Genomic DNA, 13,351 nt, shown 5'->3' on the forward strand with positions numbered 1-13,351 from the left:
ATCAGTCCTTAACCGCTCCGCCCAGTCCGGAGACGAGGCGTCGCTGTACGAGTACGAAGAAGACCAGTACGGGGATGGTCATCACCGTCGAGGCTGCCATGATCCCTCCCCAGTCGTTCTCGTCCGGCTTGAAGAAGACCAGCAGCGCCATCGGCAGCGTCGACTGGGAGGTGTCGCTGATGATGAACGACTTCGCGAACAGGAAGTCGTTCCACGTGGTGATGAAGGAGAAGACGCTGGTGGCGACCAGGCCCGGGAAGACCAGCGGGAAGAGGATCTGCCACAGGAACCGCGTACGGCTGGCCCCGTCGATGTAGGCGGCCTCCTCCAGGGCCTCGGGGACGGCCTTGACGAAGCCGCGCAGCATCCAGATGGCGAACGGCAGTGAGAAGGCGAGGTGGGGCAGGATCAGCGAGCCGAGCGTGTTCAGCTGGCCGAAGTCCCGCATCAGGAAGAACAGCGGGATGGCCAGCGCCTCCACCGGCACCATCTGTGCGACCAGGAACATGATCAGCAAGGTGGTGCGGAACCTGAAGCGGAAGCGGGTCACGGCGGTGGCGGCCAGGAACGCGACCAGCGCGGAGAGGATGACGACCGTGCCCGCCACCAGCAGGCTGTTGAGGAAGTAGCGGCCGAAGTCCTGCTGTTCGAAGACCCGGCGGAACGAGTCGAGCGAGGGCGCCAGCGTCCAGGGGCGGGCGTCGGTGGACTGGATCTCCCCGGCCGGTTTGAAGGCGGAGAGCACCATCCAGTACAGCGGGAAGGCGACCGCGACGGCGATGAGCAGGGCGGCGGCCTCGGCGGCCAGCCTGCCGGGACGCTTGACGCGGAGCAGCGCCCGTACGCCACCGCCTCCTCCGGGACGTGTCCGTACGGCGCTGCCGGTCGTCGCGCTCACAGTTCCTCCCCCTGGCGCCTCACCAGGCGCAGATAGACCAGCGTGACGGCCAGCAGGATCACCAGCATCACGACGCCGATCGCGGATCCGAGGCTGTACTGCGAGGACGCGAACGCCTTCTGGTACGCGTACACGTTGAGCACCAGGTTCTGGCCGGCGATGCCGCCGCCGTTGGTCATGACGTAGATCTGGGTGAAGACCTTGAAGTCCCAGATGATCGACTGGATGGTGACGACGATCAGGATGGGCTTGAGCATCGGCGCCATGATGGTGCGCCAGATCCGCCACTGGGACGCGCCGTCCAGCGAGGCGGCCTCCAGCACCTCGGTGGGGATGGCCCGGATGCCCGCGTACACGGTGACCATCACGAACGGGAAGGAGCACCACAGGACTTCGAGGAGCACGAGCGCGAAGGCGCTGTAGCGGCCGTACGTCCAGGAGAAGTCGCCGAGTCCGAGCACCTTGTTGACCGGTCCGAAGTCGGGGTCGAAGAGGAAGACCCAGACGGTGGAGCCGGTGATCGCGGGGGTCGCCCAGGCGCCGAGCGCCGCCATCATCAGCGCGAGCCGGGGCAGGGCGCGGATGCGGGTGAGCAGGACGGCGAGCGCGCAGCCGACGACCAGGGTGGAGACCACGCAGGCCGCGGCGAAGAGCACGGTGGCGAGGAGGACCTGCCAGAACTGGCTGTCGTTGAAGAGCGTCGCGTAGTTGCCGAACCCCTGGAAAGTGGTGGGTTCGCCGCCGCTGACCTGGGCCTGGGTGTATTCCAGGAACGAGATCAGGCCGAGCTGGTAGATCGGGTAGACCAGCAGTCCGGCGAGCAGGACGAGCGCCGGCAGGAGGTAGAGCCACGGGGTCCAGCCGGAGCGGTTCGCGGGCGAGGCGGACCGGGTGCGCCGGGGCGGGCGGGCGGCCGGGGTGGCGCCGCCCGCCCCGGCCGCGCCCGGGGGCGGGGCCTTGAGCGGAGAGGGGTGGGTGGTCATCGTCAGCCGGCTTCGGTGAAGGCCGCGTCCATCTTCTTCGCCGCGTCGTCCGAGGCCTTCGCCACGCCCTTACGGCCGGAGACGATCTCCTGGAACATCGTCGGCAGGACCAGCGAGGCGTCGATCTGGCCCCAGGCGGGCGAGGCGGGGACGAACTTGGCGCCCGCGCCGAGGGTCTGGACGAACGGGGCGACGAAGGGCTCCTTCTTCGCGGCGTTGTCCAGGACGTCGGTGTAGGTGGGCAGGAACCCCATCGCGTCGAACATCTGGGCCTGGGTCTTCTTGCCGGACAGCGACTTCATCAGGTCGACGGCGAGGGTGCGGTGCGAACTGCTCTTGAGGACGCCGAGGTTGTTGCCGCCCGCGAAGGCCGGGGCGATGGAACCCTCGGCGACGCCCGGCAGGGGGACGACGGCGTATTTGCCCTTGACCGCGCCCGCTTCGACGGCCGCGTGGCTGAAGTCGCCGCCGATGGCCATGGCGGCCTTGCCGGAGGCGAAGGCGGTCACGGTGGCGTTGCCGCCCATGGAGGCGCACTTGGCGGCCGGGCAGTTGTCGTCGCCGAAGAGGGAGGTGTACGCCTCGATGCCCTTGCGGGACTTCTCGCTGTTGATGCCGGAGGTGAACTTCCCGCCGGTCTCGCCGGCGAGTTCGCCGCCGTTGGCCCAGATGAAGGGCATCGCGCCGTAGGTGTACGCGCCGCCGACCGCGAGGCCGTAGAGGTCGGGCTTCGCCTTGCGGATCTTCTTGGCGGTGGAGATCAGTTCGGCCTGGGACTTGGGGGGATCGATGCCGAGGTCCTTGAAGACGTCGGTGCGGTAGTAGAGGGCCCGGACGCCGACGAAGAAGGGCGCGCCGTAGACCTTGCCGTCCACGGTGACGGACTGCTTGGCGATCGGGTCGGTGTCCTTGGCCTCGCCCCAGGCGCCGAACTCCTCGGTGACATCGGCGAGTCCGCCGTCCTTGACGTATCCGGCGGTGTCGCTGTTGCCGTACTCGATGAGGTCCGGGGCGCTCTCGGGGTCGTTGAACGCCGCCTTGATGCGCTGCGCCCGGGTGTCGACGGGTATGTACTCGACCTCGACCTTCGCACCCTTGTGGGCCTTCTCGAAGTCGGCGACGGCCGCGTCGACGACCTTCTCCTTGGGTTTGTTGCCGACCTCCTGGAAGAGCCAGACACGGAGCGTGCCGCTCTTGTCGTCACCCTTCGCACTGGTGTCGGAGGTCTGCGGCGCACAGGCGGTGGCGGTAAGGCCGGCCAGCACAAGCGCCGCAGCCGGGGTGGCAATTCGGGCAGAAAGCTTCATCCGGAACCCCTACCGGTCAAACGTTGCATCATGTGCAACGTGCGTTTCGTTCTGCACAACTGGCAGGAGAGTAGATCCGCGTTCCGGCGACGACAAGTGGTCTCGACCACTCTGTGACCAGCGGATGCAGCCCGTGCAACGCGACCGCGCGGTCACCTTCCGTGAGCGGGCAGGCGAAAGGCCCCCGGGGCGTGCGGTGTCGCACGCCCCGGGGGCCTTCGGCAGGGGTGGGGGCCGGACCTACTTCTTGTCCTTGCCGCCGCCCTTGCCCTTGTCCTTGTCGCCGCCGGCGCCCATGGACTCGTAGATCTCCTTGCACATGGGACAGACCGGGTACTTCTTGGGGTCGCGCCCCGGTACCCAGACCTTTCCGCACAGCGCGACCACGGGAGTGCCCTCCAGGGCGCTCGCCATGATCTTGTCCTTCTGGACGTAATGGGCGTAGCGCTCGTGGTCGCCGTCGCCCCTCGACACCTGCGGCGTCGGCTCGACGAGGGTCCCCGTACCTGCCCCGCGATCGGGCTCAAGAGTGCTCATAACCGCCAAGGGTACTGAAAGAGACGGGCATCAGTTGAGCGAAGGGTCGTCCGGATACGTGGCGATCATCGCGAGCTCGCTGCGCTGGCGGCGGAGCACCGCACGCCAGAGGTGTTCGGGGCGCGGGGACGAGACGTCACCGGGCTCGGACTCGACCACGTACCACGCACCCCCGGTCAGCTCGCCCTCCAGCTGACCGGGGCCCCACCCCGCGTACCCGGCGAAGATCCGCAGCGAGCCGATGGCGGGGCCGAGCAGCTCCGGCGGGGTCTCCAGATCGACCAGGCCGATCGCCCCGTGCACCCGCCGCCAGCCGAGCGGCCCCTCGTCGCCGGGGATCACCGCCACGCCGAGCGCGGAGTCGAGCGAGACCGGGCCGCCCTGGAAGACGACGCCCGGTTCACCGGTCAGGGCGGCCCAGGACGCGAGGATGTCGCCGACGCCGACCGGGGTCGGGCGGTTGAGGACCACGCCGAGGGAGCCCTCCTCGTCGTGGTCGAGGAGCAGCACCACCGCGCGGTCGAAATTCGGGTCCGTGAGCGCGGGTGCGGCCACGAGCAGTCGCCCTGTGAGCGAGGACACCTCGGTCATGGCACGAATGATCCCGCATCTTCGCCCTTCGCGGGGGACGCGTGCCCGTGATGCCGCCCTCAGGAGAGCGAGCGCAGCTCAGGGCGCACGGAGGCACGGGGAGCGCACCGCCGGGCGGGGACGCCGTGGGCCATCCGGACGGTAACCCTCCGCAAGATCGGATGTGCGGAGGGTGTTGTGGCGGATTCATGACGTTCGTACACCCCCCTTCGCCTTACGGAACGGGGGTAGGAGGCCATTACCCTTTTCGTTGGCCCCCTGCCCGACCACTCCGGAACGCGAGATACATGACCGGCACAGACGATGTCCTGCTTGTCCACGGCGGCACCCCGCTGGAGGGCGAGATCCGCGTCCGAGGCGCCAAGAACCTGGTGCCGAAGGCCATGGTCGCCGCGCTGCTCGGCAGCGGGCCCAGCCGCCTCCGCAACGTTCCCGACATCCGTGACGTACGGGTGGTCCGGGGACTCCTCCAGCTGCACGGCGTCACCGTCCGCCCCGGCGACGAGCCGGGCGAACTGATCCTCGACCCCTCGCACGTCGAGTCGGCGAACGTCGCCGACATCGATGCCCACGCGGGTTCTTCGCGCATCCCGATCCTGTTCTGCGGCCCCCTGCTGCACCGCCTCGGCCACGCCTTCATCCCGGGCCTGGGCGGCTGCGACATCGGCGGCCGGCCGATCGACTTCCACTTCGAGGTGCTGCGCCAGTTCGGCGCGACCATCGAGAAGCGGGCCGACGGCCAGTACCTGGAGGCCCCGCAGCGGCTGCGCGGCACCAAGATCCGGCTGCCGTACCCGTCGGTGGGCTCCACCGAGCAGGTGCTGCTCACCGCCGTCCTCGCCGAGGGCGTCACCGAGCTGTCCAACGCGGCCGTCGAGCCGGAGATCGAGGACCTCATCTGCGTACTGCAGAAGATGGGCGCGATCATCTCCATGGACACCGACCGGACCATCCGGATCACCGGTGTCGACAGGCTCGACGGGTACACCCACCGGGCGATCCCGGACCGCCTGGAGGCGGCCTCCTGGGCGTCGGCGGCGCTGGCGACCGAGGGCAACATCTATGTGCGCGGCGCCCAGCAGCGCTCGATGATGACCTTCCTGAACACCTACCGCAAGGTCGGCGGCGCCTTCGAGATCGACGACGAGGGCATCCGCTTCTGGCACCCGGGCGGCGCGCTCAACGCCATCGCGCTGGAGACGGACGTGCACCCCGGCTTCCAGACCGACTGGCAGCAGCCGCTGGTCGTGGCGCTGACGCAGGCCGCGGGCCTGTCGATCGTCCACGAGACGGTGTACGAGTCGCGGCTCGGCTTCACCTCCGCGCTCAACCAGATGGGCGCGCACATCCAGCTCTACCGCGAGTGCCTGGGCGGTTCGGACTGCCGCTTCGGCCAGCGCAACTTCCTGCACTCGGCGGTCGTCTCCGGACCGACCAAGCTGCAAGGCGCGGACCTGGTCATCCCGGACCTCCGGGGCGGCTTCTCGTACCTGATCGCGGCGCTGGCGGCGCAGGGCACCTCCCGGGTGCACGGCATCGACCTGATCAACCGCGGTTACGAGAACTTCATGGAGAAGCTGGAGAAGCTCGGCGCGAAGGTGGAGCTGCCGGGCGGTTCCCTGGTCTGACGCCGCCCAGTGCTGCCGCACACAGCACTGCGCACCCGGCGCCCCGGTCCCCTCGCCGAGGGGGCCGGGGCGCCGGGTTTTCCCTTCGCAGGCCACCGCCCGGCCCCTCACAGGCCCGGGGAAGCCCACGCGAACGCGCGAACCGGCCCGGCGTGGTGCCCGCGATCCGCTTGAAGTGCCGGGTGAGGTGGGACTGGTCGTGGAAGCCGACCGCGACGGCCGCCTCTCCCGGCGGCATGCCCTCCAGCAGCAGGCGGCGGGCGTGGTCCACCCGGCGGGCCGTCACGTACTGGTGCGGCGGCATCGCGTAGGCGGCGCTGAAGGCCCGTACGAGATGGGTCGGGTGCGCGTGGACCAGCCCGGCGGCCTCGGCGAGCGTGACGCCCTCCCGCAGCCGCTCGTCCAGCAGCTCGCGCAGGTCCCGCGCTACGCCCGGACCGGGCCGGGTGCGCTCCGGGGCTTCCACGGGCCGCAGATGGCCGCGCAGCCGCTCCCCGACGAACGCCAGGCGGCTCTCCGCCTCCAGCGCGTCACCCGGGTCGGCGAGGGCGGTGTGCAGCCGGGCGACGCGGGAGCGCAGCAGCGGGTCGGCCAGGTCCGGGGTGTCCACGGCGGGGCCGATGAGGCTCGCGTCGAGCTGGCTCATGTCCAGATAGAGCACCCGTTTGCGGAACCCCTCCGGGGTGGCGGGCGAACCGTTGTGCGGGACCTGCGGCGGCAGCAGGCTGACGGTGCCGTCCGGGGTGCCGTGCTGGTGGCGGTCCAAGTCGTAGCGGACGGCCCCGTCGTCGACGATCAGGAGCGTCCAGGCGTCGTGGACGTGCATGGGGTAGGCGTGCTCGGTGAAGCGGGCATGGAAGACCTCCACGACCCCGGCGACGGACGGTCGCCAGGCCGAGATCTCCTGCGGGCGGCTCACGCGGGTCACGCCAAGAACGTACAAGACGCTCCGGCGGGACGGCGGCCAGTCTCGAACCATGGGAAACACGCACGAGAACGCGAGCGGCGACGAGACCCCGCCCGTCCGTTTCGACACGAAGATCGCGGTGCTGCTCCGCGACGACCTGGAGACCTGGCAGCGGCTGAATGTGACCGCCTTCCTGGTGAGCGGCCTGGGGACGGCGGCGCCGGAGGTGATCGGCGAGCCCTACGAGGACGCCGACGCGACCGCGTACCTGCCGATGCTGCGGCAGCCGGTGCTGGTCTTCGAGGGGGCGAAGGAGACGCTGACCGGCGCGCACACGAAGGCGCTCTCCCGGTCCCTGAAGGTGGCCGTGTTCACCTCGGACCTGTTCGGCACGGGCAACGACCGGGACAACCGCGCGGCGGTGCGGGCCGTGGGGCGGGACTCGCTGGACCTGGTGGGTCTGGCCGTGTACGGCCCGCGGAACGCCGTGGACAAGGTCCTGAAGGGCTCACGGATGCATCCGTGAGCCCCTGGGGCCCCGGCGTACCGGCGGGGCTGTACGGGGCGCATGTGCCCCTGGCATGCGTAAGGGCGGCCCCTCCTGGTCGGGAGGGGCCGCCCTTGTCGCGCCGTGGGTTACTTGCCCTTGGCGGCTTCCTTGAGCTTCGAGCCCGCGGAGACCTTCACGCTGTAGCCGGCGGGGATGTTGATCGGGTCGCCGGTCTGCGGGTTGCGCGCGGTGCGAGCGGCACGGTGGGTGCGCTCGAAGGTCAGGAAACCGGGGATGGTGACCTTCTCGTCGCCCTTGGCGACGATCTCACCGACGGTCTCGGCGAGCGCGGCCAGCACGGCGTCGGCGTCCTTGCGAGTCACCTCGGCGCGGTCGGCCAGGGCGGCCACCAGCTCACTGCGGTTCATGTTGTTACTCCCGTGTTCTTCTTGCCTGTGAGGCGTGAGATCGAAGCCGATGCTGCCAGGGCCCTCTGACAGTCCCCGGACCCGGGTCTGATGTCAGACCCTCTCGCCCGATTACGCATCCTGCCCCCACCAGCGGCGGGAAAGCCAATCCGGAACCCTTCGGGGCCGATGAAAAGCGCCACGGTTTGCTCGTGGTGACGCTCCGTCGACTTGGCCGAGCGGTCCGCAGCGGATGCCGGGCCCCGCAGGGCCCACTGCCCGCCCACCCTAAAGGGGCGTTTGGGGCGCCGCGACCCGCGACGCGCCGTACGGCACGGGCGGGTGCGGCCCGGGGTAACTCGCGCCTACCCCCCGAAAGGACCTCGAAACGGCCGGGTCAGAGGGTCGCGGAGGGGGCGACCGCGGTGACGCCGGCGGCCTTCGCGGCGGCCCGGACGGCTCCGGCGACCGCGCCCGCGACCTTGTCGTTGAAGACCGAGGGGATGATGTAGTTCGCGTTGACCTCGTCCTCGGCGACCACATCGGCCAGGGCGCCGGCGGCGGCGAGCATCATCTCCGTGTTGACGGTTCGGGACTGAGCGTCCAGCAGACCGCGGAAGACACCCGGGAAGACCAGCACGTTGTTGATCTGGTTGGGGAAGTCCGAGCGCCCGGTGGCGACGACCGCGGCCGTCTGGCGGGCGATCGCGGGGTCGACCTCGGGGTCCGGATTCGCGAGCGCGAACACGATCGCGTCGTCCGCCATCGCGGCGACGTCGTCGCCGTTCAGCACGTTCGGCGCGGAGACGCCGATGAAGACGTCGGCGCCGACGACGGCCTCCTTGAGGGTGCCGGTGACGCCCTCGGGGTTGGTGTTGTCGGCGATCCAGCGCAGCGGCGAGTCGGGGTCGGCCGCGACCAGGTCCTCGCGTCCGGCGTGCACCACTCCGTGGATGTCGGCGACCACCGCGTGCTTGACGCCCGCGGCGATGAGCAGCTTCAGGATGGCCGTACCGGCCGCTCCCGCGCCGGACATGACGACCCGCACGTCGCCGATGTTCTTGCCCACCACGCGCAGGGCGTTGGTGAGGGCGGCGAGCACGACGATGGCGGTGCCGTGCTGGTCGTCGTGGAAGACGGGGATGTCGAGGGCCTCGCGCAGCCGGGCCTCGATCTCGAAGCAGCGCGGCGCGGAGATGTCCTCCAGGTTGATGCCCGCGAAGCCGGGGGCGATGGCCTTGACGATCTCGACGATGGCGTCGGTGTCCTGGGTGTCCAGGCAGATCGGCCAGGCGTCGATGCCGGCGAAGCGCTTGAAGAGGGCCGCCTTGCCCTCCATGACGGGCAGCGCGGCCTTCGGGCCGATGTTGCCGAGGCCGAGCACCGCGGAGCCGTCCGTCACAACTGCGACGGAGTTGCGCTTGATGGTCAGGCGGCGGGCGTCCTCGGGGTTCTCGGCGATGGCCATGCAGACCCGGGCGACGCCGGGGGTGTAGATCATCGAGAGGTCGTCACGGTTGCGGATGGGGTGCTTGGACGCCATCTCGATCTTGCCGCCGAGGTGCATGAGGAACGTACGGTCGGAGACCTTGCCCAGCACGACGCCCTCGATGTCGCGCAGACCTTCGACGATCTCGTCCGCGTGCGAGGTGGAGGTGGCGGCGATGGTGACGTCGATCCGCAGCTTCTCGTGGCCGGACGCGGTCACGTCGAGGCCGGTGACCGAGCCCCCGGAGGACTCGACGGCCGTGGTGAGCTGGGAGACCGCGGTGCCGCTCGCGGGCACCTCCAGCCGGACCGTCATCGAGTACGAGACGCTGGGCGCCGTTGCCATGGCCGAGTCCTTCGCTTTCCTTAGCTTCATTGCCGCACATCCGGAGCGTGGGTTCCGGATGCGCTCCCCGATCGTCGCACCTACCGACTGGTAGCCGGTAATGGCTGCCGCCTTTCGGAAAGTAGTTTCCACCATACGAGAAATCACCCGTTCGGCGGAACCCCCAACGGGCGGGATGCGGTCGGTGGGACCCCCGCAACGAGAACAGACCCGCGCCACCGGGAGGTGACGCGGGTCTGTCTTTTCCGTTGAGACGGCACCGACCCGCCATGCTCGCCTCGCGGCAAGTGGTCGCTCGAAGCGACGAAGGTTGGGCCCGGGGGCTTGGATCGAGCCGGTGCCAGTACCAAGGTAACAAAGACCTCGGAAAAGTGATTCCCGTGCGCCGGGTTGACTCGCGGAAACCCGCCGCGTCAGTCCCTGAGCAGGTCCGGCACCCCGTCCTCGTCCGGCATGTCCCGCTCCCCCGAGACCACCGTGAGCTGCTGCGTCGCCCGGGTCAGCGCCACGTACAGCACCCGCAGTCCGGCCGGGGACTCGTCGGCGATCTCCGCGGGCGAGAGAACCACCGTGGCGTCGTACTCCAGCCCCTTGGCCTCCAGGCTGCCCAGCGCCACCACCCGCTCCCCCAGCTCCGCGAGCCACTCGCGGGCCTGGGCTCGCCGGTTCATCGCGACGACCACGCCGACCGTGCCGTCCACCTGCGCCAGCAGCCGGGCGGCCTCCTCGCGGACCGTGGCGGCCAGGTCCCCGTCACGTACCTGCTCGAAGCGCGGCACCACCCCGGTCGAGCGGACCGCCGCCGGGGACTCCATGCCCGGCATGGCCAGCGCCAGCACTTTGGCGGCCAGCTCCGCGATCTCCGCCGGGTTGCGGTAGTTGACGGTGAGGGTGAAGCGGCGGCGCGGCCGGGAGCCGAGCGCCTCGTCCCGGGCGGCGGCCGCCTCGTCCGGGTCGGACCAGGAGGACTGGGCCGGGTCGCCGACGATCGTCCAGGTGGCGTGCCGGCCGCGGCGGCCGACCATGCGCCACTGCATCGGGGTGAGGTCCTGCGCCTCGTCGACGATGACGTGCGCGTACTCCGTGCGCTCCGCCGCGAGCCGCTCGGCCCGCTCCCACTGGGTCTCCTCGCGCTGCGGCATCAGCTCATCGAGCCCGGTGAGCTGGTCCAGCGGATCGGCCTCGCGCTTGCGCTTGGGCCGGTTCGGGGTGCCCAGCAGCGCCTGGAGCTCGTCCAGGAGCGCCACGTCGTGGACGGAGAGCGGACCGTTGCCCTCCGCGTCCAGGCGCTTCAGGGAGCGGGCCAGGCGGCGCACCTCGCCCTGGTTGAGGATGCGCCGTGACCAGCGGGCAAGGCGCCGTTCGTCCGCCATCGCGGCCAGCACCCGGCGGGGCGTCAGCTCGGGCCACCAGGCGTCGAGGAACTCCAGGAACGGGGTCTCGGTGGAGACGTCCTCGTCGAACGAGGACCGCAGCTCCGCGATCAGTTCCGGGTCGGTGTAGCGGCCGCGCCCGGAAGACTTGTTCCACAGGGCGTCCAGCAGCAGCTTGCGGGCGCGCGGGCGCAGCAGGTTGACCGGGGCGGTGCCGCCCAGGGCGTTGTGCCGGATACGCCGCAGCTCCTCGGCCTCCAGCTCGATCCGGGCCCCGAAGGCGACGACGCGCAGCCGGTCCGGGGGCGTCGCGGCGCCCTGCCGCCCGGGCTCCTCGCCGAAGGCGAGCTGGCCCGCCTCCTCGCGGGGCGCGGCCGGCCGGCCCTGTTCCAGGGCGCCCCGGGCCGCCTTGCGCAGCACGGGGAGCATCCGGGAGGAGCCCTTGACCCGCGCCACGGCCGGTTCGTCGTATGCGGTGGCCCCTTCGAGGCCCGCCGCGTCGTCGGAGAGCGAGCCGATCGCGCGGATGGCGACCTGGCCCTCCTCACCGAGCGAGGGCAGCACCCCTTCGGTGTACGCGACCAGGAGCGGGGTGGGCGAGACGATCAGGATGCCGCCCGCGTACCGCCGCCGGTCCTGGTAGAGCAGATACGCCGCCCGGTGCAGGGCGACCGCGGTCTTGCCGGTGCCGGGGCCGCCGGTGACCTCGGTGACGGAGGCGGCGGGGGCCCGGATGACCAGGTCCTGTTCGGCCTGGATGGAGGAGACGATGTCCCGCATGGTGTGGCTGCGGGCCTGGCCGAGCGCCGCCATCAGCGCGCCGTCCCCGATCACCGGCAGCCTCTCGCCGCCCAGGTACGCCGTCAGCTCCGGGCGCATCAGGTCGTCCTCGACCCCGAGGACCTTGCGTCCCTTGGAGCGGATGACCCGGCGGCGTACGACACGGCCCGGGTCCTTCGGGGTGGAGCGGTAGAACGGGGCGGCGGCCGGGGCCCGCCAGTCGATCACCAGCGGCGCGTAGTCGGAGTCCAGGACACCGATCCGGCCGATGTGGAGCGTCTCCGCGATATCGGCGGTGGTGTCGTCGCGTACGGAGTCGTCGGCCGGCTCCACGGAGGTGTAGGCGCCGTCCGGGCCGCGCTCCCCGTCCTTGCCGAGCAGCAGGTCGATCCGCCCGAAGAGGAAGTCCTCGAACTCGCTGTTCAGCCGGTTGAGGTGGATCCCCGCCCGGAACACCTGGGCGTCCCGCTCCGCGAGCGCGCCGGGGGTACCGACCTGCCCGCGCTTGACGGCGTCGTTCATGAGGAATTCCGCCTCGTGGATCTTCTCTTCGAGGCGGTGATAAACACGGTCGAGATGCTCTTGCTCGACACCGATTTCCCGGTCCCGCAGCGATTCGACAGCGGCATCCTGCGCGGCCACCGAGGCCCCCTTCTTAACGGCACTGGGCAGCCGTCAACCCTATAGCGAAGGGGGCCCGGGCGCACCTGCCGACCAGCGGGCGGTCGCGCGTCGCGCCCTGCTCAGGCCCCGATCTCCACCAGCCGCTCCCCGTCGAAGGTCCGCACCTCGAAGCGGGCGATGTCCTCGCGGTCCATCGCCGCGCCGCCGTGCACGTACAGCGGGGCCTTGGCCGTCGGGTTCGTCGCGTCCTCGATGCCGTACCCCCACTGCGGGACGGACCAGGAGGTGACCACCTCCTCCTCGCCGGTTTTGGAGACGGCGACCAGCGTGCACTTCTGCGGTCCCTTGACGTTCTTCAGCTCCAGGACCGTGTGGGTGCCCCAGGCCTTCTCCTCCATGCCGACGGTCGCGCCGACCCGGGTGGTGGGGTCGGTCGCCGAGACCTTCTCCGTCATGTGCTCGAAGAAGGCGTCCTCGGCCGGGCTTGTGGGGTGCGGCTCGCCCACGGCCACCGACCCGCCGCCGCGGTCGTCGCCCGCCGTGACCGCGAACGCGGCGACCGGGCCGCCGACGATCAGGGCGGCGGCCGCGGCGACCCAGTACCGGCTGCGCCGGGTGCGGCGGTGCCGTTTGCGCGCGACCTCGTCCATCAGTCCGCCGAGCAGCCGGGGCGCGGGCTTCTCGGGCACGTGCGGTACGGGGCGGGCTCCGGGCACGGCGGACGGGGCCTCGGAGAGCATCGCCAGCATCGGCTCCATCCCCGCGAACTCGTCGAGATGCGCGGCGCACCGGGCGCAGCCGGCGAGATGGGTTTCGAAGTCGCTCGCCTGCGCGTCGTCGAGGATGCCGAGGACGTACGCGGCGGCCGCGTCGTGCTCGGAACCTTCGGAGCCAGCGGCCCCCGGGCCGGGTCCGGCGCCGAAGCGGCCGGGCGGACCGGGGACCCCTGCGAGGTGAGCGGGCCCTGAGGGGTGTGCAGGACCCGCCGTATA

At 70.8% G+C, this 13,351-nt stretch carries 12 protein-coding genes and 1 pseudogene; 3 read left to right on the forward strand and 10 right to left on the reverse strand.

Features of this window, described 5'->3' with window-relative positions; genetic code table 11:
- Window position 1 precedes the first annotated feature (1 nt).
- The 5 genes from RNL97_RS12020 to RNL97_RS12040 form a co-directional block, all read right to left on the reverse strand.
- Window positions 2-898, reverse strand: a complete 897-nt coding sequence (locus RNL97_RS12020; RefSeq protein WP_030591857.1) for a carbohydrate ABC transporter permease — start codon at window positions 896-898, stop codon at window positions 2-4.
- Entirely contained in the window at window positions 895-1,881 is a 987-nt protein-coding gene (locus RNL97_RS12025) for a carbohydrate ABC transporter permease (RefSeq protein ID WP_030591859.1), read from the reverse strand. Before RNL97_RS12025 ends, RNL97_RS12020 begins: the two co-directional genes overlap by 4 nt.
- A gap of 2 nt (window positions 1,882-1,883) precedes the next feature.
- A complete protein-coding gene (locus tag RNL97_RS12030; RefSeq protein WP_030591861.1) occupies window positions 1,884-3,188 on the reverse strand; it encodes an extracellular solute-binding protein in 1,305 nt (434 codons plus the stop codon).
- A gap of 240 nt (window positions 3,189-3,428) precedes the next feature.
- Window positions 3,429-3,725, reverse strand: a complete 297-nt coding sequence (locus RNL97_RS12035; RefSeq protein WP_006124925.1) for a DUF3039 domain-containing protein — start codon at window positions 3,723-3,725, stop codon at window positions 3,429-3,431.
- Window positions 3,726-3,755: 30 nt separating this feature from the next.
- Entirely contained in the window at window positions 3,756-4,316 is a 561-nt protein-coding gene (locus RNL97_RS12040) for a YqgE/AlgH family protein (protein WP_243314130.1), read from the reverse strand.
- A gap of 287 nt (window positions 4,317-4,603) precedes the next feature.
- Here RNL97_RS12040 and murA point away from each other — a divergent pair, with 287 nt between their 5' ends.
- The gene (murA, locus tag RNL97_RS12045) at window positions 4,604-5,944 is read left to right on the forward strand and encodes a UDP-N-acetylglucosamine 1-carboxyvinyltransferase (protein WP_018488574.1); all 1,341 of its coding nucleotides are present in this window, start codon (window positions 4,604-4,606) and stop codon (window positions 5,942-5,944) included.
- 127 nt (window positions 5,945-6,071) lie between these two features.
- Here the strand turns inward: murA and RNL97_RS12050 are convergent.
- Window positions 6,072-6,923, reverse strand: a pseudogene (locus tag RNL97_RS12050) (helix-turn-helix transcriptional regulator); the annotation flags it as partial.
- Here RNL97_RS12050 and RNL97_RS12055 point away from each other — a divergent pair.
- The gene (locus RNL97_RS12055; RefSeq protein WP_243314131.1) at window positions 6,922-7,377 is read left to right on the forward strand and encodes a DUF2000 domain-containing protein; all 456 of its coding nucleotides are present in this window, start codon (window positions 6,922-6,924) and stop codon (window positions 7,375-7,377) included. The pseudogene RNL97_RS12050 and the gene RNL97_RS12055 sit on opposite strands and share 2 nt — an antisense overlap.
- Window positions 7,378-7,487: 110 nt before the next feature.
- Here RNL97_RS12055 and RNL97_RS12060 read toward each other — a convergent pair whose 3' ends face one another.
- The 4 genes from RNL97_RS12060 to RNL97_RS12075 form a co-directional block, all read right to left on the reverse strand.
- On the reverse strand, window positions 7,488-7,769 hold the full coding sequence (locus RNL97_RS12060) for an HU family DNA-binding protein (protein WP_003968811.1): 282 nt from the start codon (window positions 7,767-7,769) through the stop codon (window positions 7,488-7,490).
- 376 nt (window positions 7,770-8,145) lie between these two features.
- Window positions 8,146-9,582: an NAD-dependent malic enzyme gene (locus RNL97_RS12065; RefSeq protein WP_030591867.1), complete on the reverse strand. Its 1,437-nt coding sequence runs from the start codon at window positions 9,580-9,582 to the stop codon at window positions 8,146-8,148.
- Between the two features lie 413 nt (window positions 9,583-9,995).
- Window positions 9,996-12,377 carry a HelD family protein gene (locus tag RNL97_RS12070; RefSeq protein WP_030591868.1) on the reverse strand — a complete coding sequence of 794 codons (2,382 nt, stop codon included), beginning with the start codon at window positions 12,375-12,377 and terminating at the stop codon, window positions 9,996-9,998.
- A gap of 101 nt (window positions 12,378-12,478) precedes the next feature.
- Window positions 12,479-13,204 carry an anti-sigma factor gene (locus tag RNL97_RS12075; RefSeq protein WP_313751619.1) on the reverse strand — a complete coding sequence of 242 codons (726 nt, stop codon included), beginning with the start codon at window positions 13,202-13,204 and terminating at the stop codon, window positions 12,479-12,481.
- Here RNL97_RS12075 and RNL97_RS12080 point away from each other — a divergent pair.
- Window positions 13,166-13,327 carry a hypothetical protein gene (locus tag RNL97_RS12080; protein WP_313751690.1) on the forward strand — a complete coding sequence of 54 codons (162 nt, stop codon included), beginning with the start codon at window positions 13,166-13,168 and terminating at the stop codon, window positions 13,325-13,327. The genes RNL97_RS12075 and RNL97_RS12080 overlap by 39 nt on opposite strands.
- Window positions 13,328-13,351 lie beyond the last annotated feature (24 nt).

It is taken from the genome of Streptomyces parvus (assembly GCF_032121415.1).
Taxonomy (GTDB): domain Bacteria; phylum Actinomycetota; class Actinomycetes; order Streptomycetales; family Streptomycetaceae; genus Streptomyces; species Streptomyces globisporus_A.